The sequence below is a fragment of the Enterobacter cloacae complex sp. ESBL7 genome, from assembly GCF_041679625.1.
Lineage (GTDB): Bacteria > Pseudomonadota > Gammaproteobacteria > Enterobacterales > Enterobacteriaceae > Enterobacter > Enterobacter asburiae_B.
Window position 1 is genome coordinate 309,136 of record NZ_JBGORN010000002.1, and the last position, 16,385, is coordinate 325,520.

The 16,385-nt window shown below is 58.2% G+C and carries 12 protein-coding genes; 5 read left to right on the forward strand and 7 right to left on the reverse strand.

Annotated features, from left to right (window positions below; translation table 11 throughout):
* Window positions 1–44 precede the first annotated feature (44 nt).
* Window positions 45–584 carry a YfaZ family outer membrane protein gene (locus tag ACERY3_RS11605; protein WP_045354282.1) on the forward strand — a complete coding sequence of 180 codons (540 nt, stop codon included), beginning with the start codon at window positions 45–47 and terminating at the stop codon, window positions 582–584.
* 93 nt (window positions 585–677) lie between these two features.
* Window positions 678–1,877, forward strand: a complete 1,200-nt coding sequence (locus tag ACERY3_RS11610; RefSeq protein WP_073001599.1) for a nicotinamide mononucleotide deamidase-related protein YfaY — start codon at window positions 678–680, stop codon at window positions 1,875–1,877.
* Between the two features lie 32 nt (window positions 1,878–1,909).
* Here the strand turns inward: ACERY3_RS11610 and glpC are convergent, their stop codons facing one another.
* From glpC to glpA, 3 genes are read right to left on the reverse strand one after another with little or no spacing between them, the layout of a single operon-like run.
* On the reverse strand, window positions 1,910–3,100 hold the full coding sequence (gene glpC, locus ACERY3_RS11615) for an anaerobic glycerol-3-phosphate dehydrogenase subunit GlpC (RefSeq protein WP_058841542.1): 1,191 nt from the start codon (window positions 3,098–3,100) through the stop codon (window positions 1,910–1,912).
* Window positions 3,097–4,314, reverse strand: a complete 1,218-nt coding sequence (gene glpB, locus ACERY3_RS11620) for a glycerol-3-phosphate dehydrogenase subunit GlpB (protein ID WP_058841541.1) — start codon at window positions 4,312–4,314, stop codon at window positions 3,097–3,099. The genes glpC and glpB overlap by 4 nt, the downstream gene beginning before the upstream one ends.
* Window positions 4,304–5,932 carry an anaerobic glycerol-3-phosphate dehydrogenase subunit A gene (glpA, locus tag ACERY3_RS11625; protein WP_058841540.1) on the reverse strand — a complete coding sequence of 543 codons (1,629 nt, stop codon included), beginning with the start codon at window positions 5,930–5,932 and terminating at the stop codon, window positions 4,304–4,306. The genes glpB and glpA overlap by 11 nt, the downstream gene beginning before the upstream one ends.
* A gap of 252 nt (window positions 5,933–6,184) precedes the next feature.
* Here glpA and glpT point away from each other — a divergent pair, with 252 nt between their 5' ends.
* Together glpT and glpQ are read left to right on the forward strand one after the other, a co-directional pair.
* Window positions 6,185–7,537 carry a glycerol-3-phosphate transporter gene (gene glpT / locus ACERY3_RS11630; protein ID WP_058841539.1) on the forward strand — a complete coding sequence of 451 codons (1,353 nt, stop codon included), beginning with the start codon at window positions 6,185–6,187 and terminating at the stop codon, window positions 7,535–7,537.
* A gap of 11 nt (window positions 7,538–7,548) precedes the next feature.
* Window positions 7,549–8,607: a glycerophosphodiester phosphodiesterase gene (gene glpQ / locus ACERY3_RS11635; RefSeq protein ID WP_058841538.1), complete on the forward strand. Its 1,059-nt coding sequence runs from the start codon at window positions 7,549–7,551 to the stop codon at window positions 8,605–8,607.
* A 105-nt stretch (window positions 8,608–8,712) separates the two neighbouring features.
* Here the strand turns inward: glpQ and yfaE are convergent, their stop codons facing one another.
* The 4 genes from yfaE to ubiG all read right to left on the reverse strand — a co-directional run bounded on the left by yfaE (window position 8,713) and on the right by ubiG (window position 13,508).
* On the reverse strand, window positions 8,713–8,967 hold the full coding sequence (yfaE, locus tag ACERY3_RS11640) for a class I ribonucleotide reductase maintenance protein YfaE (protein WP_023294104.1): 255 nt from the start codon (window positions 8,965–8,967) through the stop codon (window positions 8,713–8,715).
* The gene (gene nrdB / locus ACERY3_RS11645) at window positions 8,967–10,097 is read right to left on the reverse strand and encodes a class Ia ribonucleoside-diphosphate reductase subunit beta (RefSeq protein ID WP_023312514.1); all 1,131 of its coding nucleotides are present in this window, start codon (window positions 10,095–10,097) and stop codon (window positions 8,967–8,969) included. Before nrdB ends, yfaE begins: the two co-directional genes overlap by 1 nt.
* A 49-nt stretch (window positions 10,098–10,146) precedes the next feature.
* Window positions 10,147–12,432 carry a class 1a ribonucleoside-diphosphate reductase subunit alpha gene (nrdA, locus tag ACERY3_RS11650; RefSeq protein ID WP_373225700.1) on the reverse strand — a complete coding sequence of 762 codons (2,286 nt, stop codon included), beginning with the start codon at window positions 12,430–12,432 and terminating at the stop codon, window positions 10,147–10,149.
* Window positions 12,433–12,779: 347 nt separating this feature from the next.
* Window positions 12,780–13,508, reverse strand: coding sequence for a bifunctional 2-polyprenyl-6-hydroxyphenol methylase/3-demethylubiquinol 3-O-methyltransferase UbiG (ubiG, locus tag ACERY3_RS11655; RefSeq protein WP_058841537.1), 729 nt, complete (start codon window positions 13,506–13,508; stop codon window positions 12,780–12,782).
* A 146-nt stretch (window positions 13,509–13,654) separates the two neighbouring features.
* Between ubiG and gyrA the strand changes: the two genes are divergently transcribed.
* On the forward strand, window positions 13,655–16,291 hold the full coding sequence (gene gyrA / locus ACERY3_RS11660) for a DNA topoisomerase (ATP-hydrolyzing) subunit A (RefSeq protein ID WP_039263204.1): 2,637 nt from the start codon (window positions 13,655–13,657) through the stop codon (window positions 16,289–16,291).
* The last annotated feature ends 94 nt before the right edge of the window (window positions 16,292–16,385 follow it).

Sequence of the window (16,385 nt, forward strand, 5' to 3'; positions counted from 1 at the left end):
GCGGTTTTGGGACTTCTTTATAATAATTGTGCGGGATCACGACAATGAAAAAAGTGGCATTCGTGGGCTTCGGCCTGATGGTTGTATCTGCGGCGGCTAACGCCATCAGCATTAACGGCTCGGCGGGTCAGGATTATACCCACCTGGGCTTTGGCATGGGTACCGAGACTTCCGGCCTGGCGATGACCGGCGGCTGGACGCATAACGATGACGACGGCGACGCGGCGAGCCTCGGCCTGGGTCTGAACGTTCCTCTTGGCCCGTTCCTGGCCACCGTCGGCGGTAAAGGTATCTACACCAACCCAAATGACGGTGACGAAGGGTACGCGGCGGCAGTGGGCGGTGGCCTGCAGTGGAAAATTGGCGACAGCTTCGGCCTGTTTGGTGAGTACTACTATTCGCCGGACTCCCTCTCAAGCGGTATCGAAAGCTATGAAGAGGCCAACGCCGGCGCGCGCTGGACCATCATGCGTCCGATTACCATCGAAGCGGGCTATCGCTATCTGAACCTGGCCGGCAAAGACGGCAACCGCGACAACGCGCTGGCCGACGGCCCGTACGTGGGCGTCAGCGCAGGCTTCTAATCACTCCGGCGCGGCGTTCTGTCGCGCCAGTTTCTCTCTTCTCCACCCCGCGTTTGCGCTATAGTGTTTTGACCAAATAAGCGGGAGAACATAATGATTAACGTGGAGATGTTATCCACCGGCGACGAAGTGCTGCATGGACAAATTATTGATACCAATGCTGCCTGGCTTGCCGATCTTTTCTTTGAGCAAGGATTACCGTTAACGCGCCGCAATACGGTGGGCGACAATCTTGAGTCGCTGGTCGCTATTCTGCGCGAGCGCAGCAAACACTGCGACGTGCTGATTGTGAATGGCGGACTCGGCCCCACCGGTGACGATCTCAGCGCGCTGGCCGCCGCGACCGCAAAAGGCGAAGGGCTGGTGCTGCACGAGGCGTGGCTTTCGCAGATGGAGCGCTTTTTCTCCGAACGTGGCCGCGTCATGGCCCCCAGCAACCGCAAACAGGCTGAAATTCCCGCCAGCGCCGAGCTGGTCGATAACCCGGTGGGTACCGCGTGCGGGTTTGCCATGCAGCTGAACCGCTGCCTGATGTTCTTCACGCCGGGCGTGCCCTCAGAATTTAAAGTGATGGTCGAGCAGCAGATCCTGCCGCGCCTTCGCGATCGTTTTACCCTGCCTGAACCGCCGCTGTGCCTGCGTCTGACCACCTTTGGCCGCTCGGAAAGCGATCTGGCCCAGAGCCTTGACCCTCTCCCGCTGCCGCCGGGCGTCTCCATGGGCTACCGCTCCTCCATGCCGATCATTGAGCTTAAGCTGACAGGTCCGGCCGAACAGAAAGAGGCGATGCTGGCCCTGTGGCCCGAGGTGCAGCGCGTGGCGGGCGAAAGCCTGATCTTTGAAGGGACGGAAGGGCTACCCGCGCAGATTGCGACGCATCTGCAGTCGCGTCAGCTGAGTGTGACCTTAAGCGAGCAGTTCACCGGTGGCCTGCTGGCGCTGCAGCTGTCGCGCGTCAACGCGCCGCTGCTGGCCAGCGAAGTGGTGCCGTTCCAGCAGGAGACCCTGGCGCAAACCGCCCGCTGGGCTTCCGAGAGAAGGGTGAAGCATTTTGCCGGTCTGGCGCTGTTTGTCGGGGGGCTGGACGAGGAACACCTTAACTTCGCGCTGGCGACGCCGGAAGGGACCTGGGCCCTGCGGGTAAAAATGAACATCACCCGCCACAGCCTGGCGGTGCGTCAGGAGGTTTGCGCCATGATGGCGCTGAACATGCTGCGCCGCTGGCTGAATGGCAAAGAGGTTGCCAGCGAGCACGGCTGGATCAACGTTGTCGAGTCGCTATTCGTGGAGTAAACGTTGGCCGGGGCGTTTCGCCCCGGCCATGTTCAGCCCAGCGCCTTCGCCAGCAGGGTGATTGGATGTTCGCAGCGCTTGCTGGTGGACATCTCAATCTGCCACTTGCAGGTTTCGCAGTCCGTTACCACGATATCCGCGCCGCTCTCTTCAATCTGACGGAACAGCGGGGCGCCAATCGCCTGCGACGTTTCGTAGTTTTCACGCTTAAAGCCGTAGGTTCCCGCAATCCCGCAGCAGCGCGAATCCAGCACCGTCAGCTCCAGGCCTGGAATTAACCGCAGCAGCTCAAGCGTATAGAGCGACCAGCCCATTTTCTCCATATGACACGGCGTGTGATACACCACTTTCAGGGGCAATTTCCCCAGCGGCAACGTCTGCCCGCTATCGAGCTTGCGCCACAGGAAGCGTGTCGCCAGCTCGATGTGCTCGCGCAGGCCGGTATTATCCACGTCCAGCAGATGCGGGTACTCATCGCGCAGGGTGAAGGTGCAGGTGGACGAGGTCGCCAGCACCGGAATACCTTTATCGACAATCGCTTCGCGCAGGGAGGTGACATTGCTCTGAGCCTGCCTGCGCGCTTTATCGGTAAACCCGTTGGCGATCAGCGGTACGCCGCAGCACTTCTCTTTGTTCAGTAGCTGAACGCCCGTTCCCATGGCGTTCATCACCTTCAGCAGATCTTTGCCCAGCTGCGGGTGGTTGTAGTTCACATAGCAGCCGTGGAAAAAGGCCACCTGGTCGGCGTACTGCGCCTGCTCCGCCGCGACGGATTTGTACCAGCGGCGGAAGGTGCCGTGAGAATATTTCGGCAGGCTGCGGTGATGGTCTATCTTCAGCGTGGCATCCAGCAGTTGACGCACCGGTTTGAGGGAGGTCGCGGCATTCACCAGCGGGGCAAACGGCGTCGAGACGCTGCCCATCAGATCGGTATGGCTCAGAATCGCGTCCCGCAGCGTCGGCTTTTGCGTGCTGTAGCGCGCCCGGGCGCGCTGGATGATATCGCCGATTTTCACATCCGACGGGCAGGCGACTTCGCAGCGTTTGCAGTTGATGCAGTATTTCAGCGCCTCGTCGTACAGCTTGCCGTCCTTCAGGCGCAGACGCTCGCCGTCCGGTCCGGCCTGCTTTGGCCCGGGATAGCGTGGGTTTACGCCGCTCACCGGGCAGACGGTGGTACACACCGTGCATTTAATGCAGCTTTCAAAACGGGTGTCGTTCATCGTTCAGCCTCCGTGCGCTGGCTAATCTGCTCTGCCACATACAGCGCCGTGACGGCGCATACTCCACCACCGCATCCCTGGGCAATCGGATCGTACCCGCCCAGCAGCGAGCCGATGGCAAAAAGATTACTGACGGGCTTACCGGAAAGTTGCGGATGTAGCTGGTTATCGACAATTACGCCGAACTGCTGCCAAGGCTGCGGCGAGAAGAAATCACTTTGATACCAGTCCGCGCGGGAGGCACGCTGGCGAACATCGAGCCCCATAATGGCTTCCCGGATGCCCTCCCGGCTGCTCAGCAGCCCGTTGCTGAAGAAGCTGCCGCTTGCCAGCACCGTAAAGCGCGCGCGAAGCGGAATATCGTCGTGGTTGCGCGTCCAGATTTTGCTCACCGCGCCGTCGGTCAGGGTGATTTTTTTCACCTCATCACCCGCCATCCACACGCCGCCCAGCGCGACAAACTGGCGCTGGAGTTGGGTATGCAGGCGAATGCCGGGGACAGAAGGGGGCAGGGTTGGCAGCAGGCCGAGCGTGCAGGGCAGACGGTCCGAGAGCCAGCGCCAGAGCCTGTTGTCGCGTAAACCAAAGCAGGCGGGCATCAGCAGGGCGTCACAGCTGTCGCTGAGGGGCCTGAGCGCGTCATACAGCAGCGGCCATTTGTCCTCGTTATCCAGAAAACGGGCGATATTCACAGCGCGAAATTCGCTCGGGTTGTCGCGCAGGACATCAAGCTCAGGCAGCTCTATCTCAGCCGTTTCGGCATTGACGCCCTGGCGACAGAGCGACGCTGCCGCGAGATGGGGCTGAAAATCCAGAAAGCCGCTAATGCCCACGACCCGCACGCGCGCGGCGTTGAAGGGAGCAACGGGCACTTCTTCCGGGCTGAGCCAGGCAGAGCGCAGGGTGCCGAGCGGCGTGACGCGCTGGTGATTGAGCCGGGCGCTTCCCTTCAGACGCGCGCCGCAGTCCGCCAGCAGCGCTTCGGCTTCCAGCGCAAAGCGGTCAATATGCTGGGCGCCAATCAGGTGATACGGATGCTCCGGCGGGAGCTTATCGCGGTACGCGTCGTCCACCAGATCCAGAGAGCCCGACGAGAAGTGCAGGGCGCTCTGGCCCCGGGTGATAATGGCGCAGCGCAGCCCCAGCTTCGTGAGCTTGATGCCGCAGAGCAGGCCTGCCAGCCCGCCGCCGACGATTACGGTATCAAATTTCATCGCGTTGCTCCTTCTCAAGACCGCAAAGCCCCTGGTAGACCCAGCGGGTAAATTCGCTTTCGCGCAGGGCATCGCCCCAGGCGACAGGCTGAATGCCTTTCCATCGCTCGTTTAAAAACGCGCTGAGCTGATCGAGCGACTGGGTGGCGGTGGTGGTATGAAAACGCTGCAGCAGCCCGGCGGCACGACAGGCGCACAGCTCGCCCTGACAGGTACCCATTCCCACGCGGGTGCGGCGACGAAGATCGAGCAGGCTTGTGACCGTCAGGCTCTCCACCGCATACTGCACCTCACCGGCGGTGACGGCTTCGCACTCGCATACCAGGCTGCGGCTCAGGCGTCCTTCACCGAGCCACTGCGGCGTTCTGTCGCCGTGGCGGTAGATAGCGGATCCGCGCAGCGGCGCGGGCAGGGAGATAATTTTTTGCAGCGTTTTTTCGGTGGACTGACGCGAGCCGGGCAGTGGCTGCTCTGCCGTCACGCACCGTTCGGTATTGCCCAGCTTGCGGCAGACGGCATCGGTCGCCCACTCGGCCATCAGGCGGTAGGTCATCAGCTTGCCGCCGGTGATGGTGATAAACCCGTCCATGCCGTCGCGTTCGGCGTGATCGAGCAGCACGATGCCCCGGCTGACGTTACGCCCGCTCGGGTCGTTGTCGCTGGCGACCAGCGGACGCACGCCCGCGTAGGCGCGCAGAATACGCGTCCGGGCCATCACCGGGGCCAGTTTTTCCCCTTCACGCAGCAGGATGTCGACCTCTTCGGCGGTCACGCGGTTGTAGTCAATCTCGCTGTAGTCGACGTGGGTTGAGGTGGTACCGATTAACGAAATGGTGTCGCCCGGGACGAGGATATCGGCGTCGGACGGTTTGCGGCAGCGGTTGATCACGTGGTTATTGATGCGGTGGTCGAGGATCAGCAGCGAGCCTTTCGCCGGGAACATGCGCACCGACAGGTCCGCGTATTCCGCGATGCGCTGCCCCCAGATCCCCGCCGCGTTGACCACCACGGCGGCATACAGCTCGCTGTGTTCGTTATATTGCGTATCAAGGATCCGCACGCCGCAGATGCGATTCCCCTCGCGGATAAGCCCGGTCACTTCGTGCCCGGTCAGGATTTGCGCGGCATGCTCGCGGGCGTCCAGCATATTGGCGGCGGTCAGGCGGAAGGGGTCAACGGTGCCGTCAGGCACTTTTACCGCGCCGATAAGCGCCGGGTTAACCGACGGTTCCAGCCGCCGCGCCAGCGCCGGGTCCATGGCCTCAGCCTGAATGCCCGCCGCAGTGCAGGCGGTAATAAAGGTGTCCTGAAAGGCGAGGTCATCTTCGGGAAGAGTAATAAAGAGGCCGTCGGTCGGCTCAATGCAGTGGCGGGCGATACGCTTGAGGATCTGGTTTTCAGCAATACATTCGCGTGCGGATTCACCGTCGGTAACCGCATACCGCGCGCCGCTGTGCAGCAGGCCATGGTTACGCCCGGTTGCGCCCGTGGCGATATCGTGGCGCTCCAGCAGCGTAACGCTTAAGCCGCGAAGGGCGCAGTCGCGTGCGATCCCGGCGCCGGTTGCGCCACCGCCAATGATTATCACATCGCTGTAGCGAGGATCGTGAATGGTCATTGTTTACCCTCTATGTTCGTTTTTTTATCATTTAGCCATATCAATAGTGTGGTTTGTTTGATTTCGAACATAAACGCGCGAAATTCGAAAGTGGAACGTGATTCCATGCGCTTTTTTGCGCATTCTGTCATATTTCTGTAACAATCTGTGCGTTGATTCACAGTAACAATCACCGTGATTTCTTAACATCCCCGCCTCTGGAATTCAGGTGCGAGCCACCTGCCCATTCAATTCAAGGCCACGGAGGCTGTTATGCTCAGTATCTTCAAACCTGCGCCGCACAGGGCGCGTCTGCCAGAGGCAGAAATTGATCCGCTATACCGCCGTCTGCGCTGGCAAATTTTCCTGGGGATCTTCTTCGGGTACGCGGCGTACTACCTTGTACGTAAAAACTTCGCGCTCGCGATGCCGTATCTGGTGGAGCAGGGCTTCTCCCGCGGCGATCTGGGGTTCGCGCTGTCGGGGATCTCAATCGCCTACGGTTTTTCCAAATTCATCATGGGGTCGGTATCGGATCGCTCGAATCCGCGCGTGTTCCTGCCCGCCGGTCTGATCCTGGCGGCCGCGGTCATGCTGTTCATGGGCTTTGTGCCGTGGGCAACCTCCAGCATCGCCGTCATGTTCGTGCTGCTGTTCCTCTGCGGCTGGTTCCAGGGAATGGGGTGGCCGCCGTGCGGACGCACCATGGTGCACTGGTGGTCGCAGAAGGAACGCGGCGGCATCGTGTCGGTGTGGAACTGCGCGCATAACGTCGGTGGCGGTATCCCGCCGCTGCTGTTCCTGCTGGGGATGGCCTGGTTCAACGACTGGCACGCTGCGCTCTATATGCCTGCCTTTGGCGCCATCGTCGTGGCGATTATCGCTTTCGCGCTGATGCGCGATACGCCGCAATCCTGCGGCCTGCCGCCGATTGAAGAGTACAAAAACGACTATCCGGATGATTACAGCAAGGAGCACGAAGAAGAGCTGACCGCAAAACAGATCTTCATGAAGTACGTCCTGCCGAACAAGCTGCTGTGGTACATCGCGGTGGCGAACGTGTTCGTTTACCTGCTGCGCTACGGCATTCTGGACTGGTCCCCGACCTACCTGAAAGAGGTGAAGCACTTCGCGCTGGATAAGTCCTCCTGGGCCTATTTCCTTTATGAATATGCCGGGATCCCGGGCACGCTGCTTTGCGGCTGGATGTCGGACAAGGTGTTTAAAGGCAACCGCGGCGCGACGGGCGTGTTCTTTATGACCCTGGTCACCATCGCGACCGTCGTTTACTGGCTCAACCCGCCGGGCAACCCATCAGTAGACATGGCCTGCATGATCGTCATCGGCTTCCTGATTTACGGTCCGGTGATGCTGATCGGTCTGCACGCGCTGGAATTGGCGCCGAAAAAAGCGGCAGGCACGGCGGCAGGCTTTACCGGTCTGTTCGGCTACCTGGGCGGTTCGGTCGCGGCGAGCGCTATCGTGGGCTACACCGTTGACTTCTTCGGCTGGGACGGCGGCTTTATGGTGATGATCGGCGGCAGCGTGCTGGCGGCACTGCTGCTCATTGTGGTCATGATCGGTGAGAAACGTCACCACGCGGAAGTGCTGGCGCGTCGTCAATAAGGAGCATTGCGATGAAATTATCTTACGTAACAACCGGCCTGCTGCTGGCGGGCCTGATGACAGGCTCGGTGCTGGCGGCGGATAAAATCGTTATTGCCCACCGCGGCGCCAGCGGCTATCTGCCGGAGCATACGCTCCCGGCGAAAGCGATGGCCTATGCCCAGGGCGCGGATTACCTGGAGCAGGATCTGGTGATGACGAAGGACGACCAGCTGGTCGTCCTGCATGACCACTATCTGGACCGCGTGACGGACGTGGCGGAGCGATACCCGGACCGCGCGCGCAAAGATGGCCGCTACTACGCCATTGATTTCACCCTGGCGGAGATCCGTTCCCTGAAGTTTACCGAAGGCTTCGAGATCGAAAACGGCAAGAAGGTTCAGGTCTATCCGGGACGTTTCCCTATGGGCAAGTCTGACTTCCGGATCCATACCTTCCAGGAAGAGATTGAGTTTGTTCAGGGGCTGAACCACTCAACCGGTAAAAATATCGGCATCTACCCGGAGATCAAAGCGCCGTGGTTCCACCATCAGGAAGGCAAAGACATTGCCGCGAAGACGCTGGAGGTGCTGAAACAGTACGGCTACATCAGCAAGAAGGACAAAGTCTACCTGCAGTGTTTTGACGCCGCCGAGCTGAAGCGCATCAAAACCGTGCTGGAGCCGAAGATGGGGATGAACCTCAATCTGGTGCAGCTGATTGCCTATACCGACTGGAATGAAACCCAGGAGAAGCAGCCGGACGGCAAGTGGGTGAACTACAGCTACGACTGGATGTTTAAGCCGGGCGCGATGAAGCAGATTGCGCAGTACGCCGACGGCATCGGGCCGGATTACCACATGCTGGTGGCGGAAGGCTCAGCGCCGGGCCACGTGAAGCTGACGGCCATGGTGAAAGAGGCGCACGCCAGCAGGATGCAGGTGCATCCGTATACCGTGCGTGCAGACCAGCTGCCGCCGTATGCCACGGACGTGAATCAGCTTTATGAGGTGTTGTATAACCAGGCGGGCGTGGACGGACTGTTTACGGATTTCCCGGATAAAGCGGTCGAATTCATTCACCGGAAGTAGGTTTGGCAGGTCGGGTAAGGCGAAGCCGCCACCCGACAATCAGGCTCTGCGGCCTGATGCCCTCACCCTGACCCTCTCCCACCGGGAGAGGGGATACGGACAACATCACATCTCGATCTCGATATCGCCTTTTGCCCGGCAGCAGCAGGGCAAAATTTCCCCTTCGTTGATAAAGGCCAGCGGCTCGGTCAGCCAGTCCACCTGGCCGGCGACCAGACGGCAGCGGCAGGAGCCGCAGTAGCCGGAACGACACTGGTACTCTACTTCTACCTGATGCGCCTCAAGCGCCACCAGCAGAGAAGGGTGCTCCTCCCGACACAGTACCTCAGTGCCGGAAAGACGTAGCGTGACGCGTGACATCAGAGCTGGAAGTTGCTCAGGTCGTCGGTGTTGACTTCAGAATCAATCTGACCGACCAGATAAGAGCTGACTTCCACTTCCTGCGGCGCAACCTGCACGTTATCGGACACCAGCCAGGTGTTGATCCACGGAATCGGGTTAGAGCGCGTCTGGAACGGCAGGTCAAGACCGACGGCCTGCATGCGGATGTTGGTGATGTACTCAACGTACTGGCACAGAATGTCTTTGTTCAGGCCAATCATGGAGCCGTCGCGGAACAGGTAGTCTGCCCACTCTTTCTCCTGCTGAGCCGCCAGCACGAACAGGTCGTAGCACTCCTGCTTGCACTCTTCGGCAATTTCCGCCATCTCCGGATCGTCCGTCCCGCTGCGCAGCAGGTTCAGCATGTGCTGGGTACCGGTCAGGTGCAGGGCTTCATCGCGGGCGATCAGACGAATGATTTTGGCGTTGCCTTCCATCAGCTTGCGCTCTGCAAAGGCGAAGGAGCAGGCGAAGCTCACGTAGAAGCGGATCGCTTCCAGCGCGTTAACGCTCATCAGGCACAGGTACAGCTGTTTTTTCAGCGCGCGCAGGTTCACGGTGATGGTTTTACCGTTCACGTTGTGCGTACCTTCGCCCAGCAAATGCCAGTAGCTGGTCATCTCGATCAGCTCGTCGTAGTAGTGGGCAATGCCTTCCGCGCGCTTCTGGATCTGCTCGTTGGTGACGATATCGTCAAACACCACCGCCGGATCGTTCACGATGTTGCGGATGATGTGGGTGTAAGAGCGGGAGTGGATCGTCTCGGAGAACGCCCAGGTTTCCACCCAGGTTTCCAGCTCAGGAATGGAGATCAGAGGCAGCAGCGCCACGTTCGGGCTACGACCCTGAATGGAGTCCAGCAGCGTCTGGTACTTCAGGTTGCTGATGAAGATATGTTTTTCGTGATCCGGCAGCGACTGGTAGTCAATACGGTCGCGGGAGACGTCCACTTCTTCCGGGCGCCAGAAGAAGGAGAGTTGCTTTTCAATCAGCTTTTCGAAGATGTCATATTTTTGCTGATCGTAGCGTGCCACGTTGACCGGCTGGCCGAAGAACATCGGCTCTTTGAGCTGGTCGTTTTTCGTCTGTGAAAAGGTGGTATATGCCATGAGTGTGTCCTGTCTTACGAAATAAAGGCGGGGATATCCCCGCCCTTCATTAGATCTTACATGCGCCGCTTTCGCAGCCATCGTCCTGAATTGACGGTACCATGTCGTCCTGCGCGTCTTCCGCACCGTCACGGGTGTTGTGATAGTACAGCGTTTTCACGCCAAATTTGTAGGCGGTGAGCAGGTCTTTCAGCAGCTGCTGCATCGGTACCTTGCCGGACGGGAAGCGCGTCGGGTCATAGTTGGTATTGGCAGAGATCGACTGGTCGATAAACTTCTGCATGATACCCACCAGCTGCAGGTAGCCGTCGTTGTTCGGCATTTCCCACAGCAGCTCGTAGTTATTACCCAGCGTTTCGTAATCCGGTATCACCTGACGCAGCACGCCGTCTTTCGACGCTTTGATGCTCACGTGGCCGCGCGGCGGTTCAATACCGTTGGTGGCGTTAGAGATCTGCGAAGAGGTCTCGGACGGCATCAGGGCAGAGAGCGTGGAGTTACGCAGGCCATGGGTCTTGATGGACTCGCGCAGGCCTTCCCAGTCGAGATGCAGCGGTTCGCTGACGATCGCATCCAGGTCTTTCTTGTAGGTGTCGATTGGCAGAATGCCTTTCGCGTAGGTGGTTTCGTTGAACCACGGGCACGCGCCTTGTTCTTTCGCCAGCTCGTTAGAGGCTTTCATCAGGTAGTACTGAATCGCTTCGAACGTCTGGTGCGTCAGGTTGTTAGCGCTGCCGTCGGAGTAACGCTTGCCGTTTTTCGCCAGCCAGTAGGCGAAGTTGATCACGCCGATACCCAGGGTACGGCGGCCCATCGCACCGCGTTTAGCGGCCGGGATTGGGTAATCCTGGTAGTCCAGCAGGGCGTCGAGCGCGCGAACCGCCAGCACGGCCAGCTCTTCCAGCTCGTCCAGGCTCTTAATCGCGCCCAGGTTGAACGCGGACAGCGTACACAGCGCGATTTCACCGTTTTCGTCGTTCACGTCTTCCAGCGGTTTGGTCGGCAGGGCGATCTCCAGGCACAGGTTAGACTGGCGCACTGGCGCAACTACTGGATCAAACGGGCTGTGGGTGTTGCAGTGGTCCACGTTCTGGATGTAGATACGGCCGGTAGAGGCACGTTCCTGCATCATCAGGGAGAACAGGTCTACCGCCTTCACGCGCTGCTTACGAATGCTGTCGTCTTTTTCGTATTTGGTGTACAGACGCTCGAACTCGTCCTGATCGGCAAAGAACGCGTCATACAGGCCCGGAACGTCGGACGGGCTGAACAGGGTGATGTCTTCGCCTTTCAGCAGACGGGTGTACATCAGCTTGTTGATCTGCACGCCGTAGTCCATATGGCGCACGCGGTTGCCTTCCACGCCGCGGTTGTTTTTCAGAACCAGCAGGCTTTCTACTTCCAGGTGCCACATCGGGTAGAACAGGGTCGCAGCACCGCCGCGCACGCCGCCCTGAGAGCAGGATTTTACTGCCGTCTGGAAGTGTTTATAGAACGGGATACAGCCGGTGTGGAACGCTTCACCGCCGCGAATCGGGCTGCCCAGCGCACGGATGCGACCAGCGTTGATGCCGATACCGGCACGCTGGGAGACGTATTTCACGATGGCGCTGGAGGTGGCGTTGATGGAATCCAGGCTGTCACCACACTCGATCAGTACGCAGGAGCTGAACTGACGGGTTGGGGTACGCACGCCAGACATGATTGGCGTCGGCAGAGAAATCTTGAACGTGGATACCGCATCGTAGAAACGCTTCACGTATTCCAGACGGGTGTCACGCGGGTAGTTAGAGAACAGGCAGGCGGCCACCAGAATATAGAGGAACTGGGCGCTTTCGTAGATCTCACCGGTTACACGGTTCTGAACCAGGTATTTGCCTTCGAGCTGCTTCACCGCCGCGTAGGAGAAGTTCATGTCGCGCCAGTGATCGATAAACCCGTTCATCTGCTCGAACTCTTCTTCCGTATAGTCTTCCAGCAGATGCGTGTCGTATTTGCCCAGCTCAACCATTTTCACTACGTGATCGTAAAGCTTCGGCGGCTCAAACTGACCGTAGGCTTTTTTACGCAGGTGGAAAATCGCCAGACGTGCAGCGAGGTACTGATAATCCGGTGCTTCGCGGGAGATGAGGTCTGCCGCTGCTTTAATGATTGTTTCGTGGATATCAGACGTTTTGATGCCGTCGTAGAACTGAATGTGGGAACGCAGTTCAACCTGGGAGATAGATACGTTGTTCAGTCCTTCTGCTGCCCAGTCGAGAACTCGATGGATTTTGTCCAGATTGATACGCTCGGTAGTACCGTCGCGCTTTGTCACCAGCAGACTCTGATTCATGTGGGTTTTACCTGTCCGTGAAATAAAAAATATCCCCCGTTTATCCACAGATCCGCCTTGTGACTAACTCTGTGGATAAATACTACATGTAGGGGGTTTGCGATAAGAAAAACGCTATATGGTGAGTATTCTAGTATCGAATCTTTTCAGCACAAGGGTTGATTTTGGCGTTAAATTGAGGTTGTGAAAGGGTAAAAAAGGCTAAGTCCTCGTACCGTAAGGCCTGGAAGACATGTCAATAATTAAGAAAAAAAATTCAAAATTTGATCGAGTGCTGATTTCTTCAACGGGAGGTCAGAATTGCGCAACATGATGTCGCGCAATCTTTATAAGAATAACGAATGACGTTAGTCGTTTTTGGCAGTGGTATGCAACATATAGTTAACATCTACGCCCGGTGCAAGCTTGAATTTATCGGTCAGCGGATTGTAGTGCAGGCCGGTGATGTGCTGCTCTTTGAGCCACGTCTGGTCAACCCAGCTTAACAACTCCGCAGGCTTGATGAATTTCTTCACGTCGTGCGTCCCTTTCGGCACCATGCGCAGCACATACTCCGCGCCGACAACGGCCATCAGCCAGGCTTTACCGTTACGGTTGATGGTTGAGAAGAAGACCTGGCCGCCCGGTTTCACCAGTTTTGCACAGGCGTGCACCACCGACTGCGGATCGGGAACGTGCTCCAGCATCTCCATGCAGGTCACCACATCGTACTGATGGGCGTGTTTTGCCGCGTGCTCTTCCACGGTTTCCTGCACGTATTCCACCTGTATGCCGGACTCCAGCGCGTGAAGGCGGGCCACCTGCAGCGGTTCAAAGCCCATATCCAGGCCAGTAACATTCGCCCCTTCGCGCGCCATGCTCTCAGCCAGGATGCCGCCGCCGCAGCCGACGTCGAGCACTTTCTTACCGAACAGACCGCCGGAACGCTCCGCGATATAGCCCAGACGCAGCGGGTTAATGCGATGCAGCGGTTTGAACTCACCTTCGAGATCCCACCAGCGGGACGCCACCGCTTCAAATTTGGCAATCTCTTCGTGGTCAACGTTGTGAACCACCGGGGATTTTTCGGCATTCATGGGCGCTTTTACTCCTTATTTAGCAAGACAAAGGAGTATATCAGGCAATCCCCGTGAATAAAGCGTATAGGTTTACCTCAATCACCTCGGCTGTGTTATAATTTGCGACCTTTGAATCCGGGATACAGTAGAGGGATAGCGGTTAGATGAGCGACCTTGCGAGAGAAATTACACCGGTTAACATCGAGGAAGAGCTGAAGAGCTCCTATCTGGACTATGCGATGTCGGTCATTGTTGGCCGTGCGCTGCCGGACGTCCGCGATGGCCTTAAGCCGGTACACCGTCGCGTACTATACGCCATGAACGTATTGGGCAATGACTGGAATAAAGCCTATAAAAAATCTGCCCGCGTCGTCGGTGACGTCATCGGTAAATATCACCCGCATGGTGATACCGCCGTGTATGACACCATCGTTCGTATGGCGCAGCCATTCTCCTTGCGTTACATGCTGGTAGATGGTCAGGGTAACTTTGGTTCAGTCGACGGCGACTCCGCTGCGGCGATGCGTTATACGGAAATCCGTATGTCGAAAATCGCTCATGAGCTGATGGCCGACCTGGAAAAAGAGACCGTTGATTTCGTCGATAACTACGACGGCACCGAGCGCATCCCAGATGTGATGCCAACCAAGATCCCGAACCTGCTGGTTAACGGTTCGTCCGGTATCGCGGTCGGTATGGCAACCAACATTCCGCCGCACAATATCACCGAAGTGATCAACGGCTGCCTGGCCTATATCGACGATGAAGACATCAGCATTGAAGGGCTGATGGAACACATCCCGGGCCCGGACTTCCCGACGGCGGCGATCATCAACGGTCGTCGCGGTATTGAAGAAGCGTACCGCACCGGCCGCGGCAAGATTTACATCCGTGCCCGCGCCGAAGTGGAAGCGGACGCTAAAACCGGCCGTGAAACCATCATTGTTCACGAGATCCCGTATCAGGTGAACAAAGCGCGTCTGATTGAAAAAATCGCCGAGCTGGTAAAAGAAAAACGCGTTGAAGGCATCAGCGCGCTGCGTGACGAGTCTGACAAAGACGGTATGCGCATTGTGATTGAGATCAAACGCGACGCGGTGGGTGAGGTTGTGCTGAACAACCTGTACTCCCAGACTCAGCTTCAGGTTTCCTTCGGTATCAACATGGTTGCGCTGCACCATGGTCAGCCGAAGATCATGAACCTGAAAGAGATCCTGAGCGCGTTCGTGCGTCACCGCCGTGAAGTGGTGACCCGTCGTACCATCTTCGAACTGCGCAAAGCGCGCGACCGTGCGCACATCCTTGAAGCGCTGGCGGTTGCGCTGGCCAACATCGACCCGATCATCGAACTGATCCGTCGTGCGCCAACCCCGGCGGAGGCGAAAGCCGCCCTGATTTCCCGTCCGTGGGATCTGGGTAACGTCGCCGCGATGCTGGAACGTGCGGGCGATGACGCAGCGCGTCCTGAGTGGCTGGAACCTGAGTTCGGCGTGCGTGACGGTCAGTATTACCTGACTGAACAGCAGGCTCAGGCGATTCTGGATCTGCGTCTGCAGAAACTGACCGGCCTTGAGCACGAGAAACTGCTCGACGAATACAAAGAGCTGCTGGAACAGATTGCTGAACTGCTGCATATCCTGGGCAGCGCAGAGCGTCTGATGGAAGTGATCCGTGAAGAGCTGGAGCTGGTCCGCGATCAGTTCGGCGATGCGCGCCGCACCGAAATCACCGCGAACAGCTCTGATATCAACATTGAAGACCTGATCAACCGCGAAGACGTGGTGGTCACCCTGTCTCACCAGGGCTATGTGAAGTATCAGCCGCTGACCGACTACGAAGCACAGCGTCGTGGCGGTAAAGGTAAATCTGCGGCACGCATTAAAGAAGAAGACTTTATTGACCGCCTGCTGGTGGCCAACACCCACGACACGATCCTCTGCTTCTCCAGCCGCGGTCGTCTGTACTGGATGAAAGTCTATCAGCTGCCGGAAGCAAGCCGCGGCGCGCGTGGTCGTCCAATCGTTAACCTGCTGCCGCTGGAAGCGAACGAACGTATCACCGCCATCCTTCCGGTACGCGAGTACGAAGAGGGCGTGAACGTCTTTATGGCGACCGCCAGCGGTACCGTGAAGAAAACCGCGCTGACCGAGTTCAGCCGCCCACGTTCTGCCGGGATCATCGCGGTGAACCTGAACGAAGGCGACGAGCTGATCGGTGTGGATCTGACCTCCGGTTCTGATGAAGTGATGCTGTTCTCTGCGGCCGGTAAAGTGGTGCGCTTTAAAGAGAACGCCGTTCGTGCAATGGGTCGTACCGCTACGGGCGTTCGTGGTATCAAACTGGCTGGCGAAGACAGCGTTGTTTCTCTGATTATTCCGCGCGGTGAAGGGGCTATCCTGACCGTGACGCAGAATGGTTACGGTAAACGTACGGCGGAAGGGGAATACCCAACCAAGTCTCGCGGCACGCAGGGCGTAATCTCTATCAAAGTTACCGAGCGCAACGGTTCCGTTGTGGGCGCGGTGCAGGTAGACGATGCCGACCAGATCATGATGATCACCGATGCCGGTACGCTGGTGCGTACCCGCGTCTCTGAGATCAGCGTGGTGGGGCGTAACACCCAGGGCGTGATCCTCATCCGTACAGCGGAAGATGAAAACGTGGTGGGTCTGCAGCGCGTTGCTGAGCCGGTGGATGACGAAGAGCTCGATTCCATCGACGGTAGCGTTGCGGAAGGCGATGATGATATCGCGCCGGAAGCCGACACCGACGATGACGTAGCGGATGACGCTGACGAGTAATGTCTCCTGATGCAAAAAAGGGCCGGATTCCGGCCCTTTTCTTTTGCACAAGCAGATAAGTCAACGTTGCGACCTGGAGCGTTTACCGCTACCT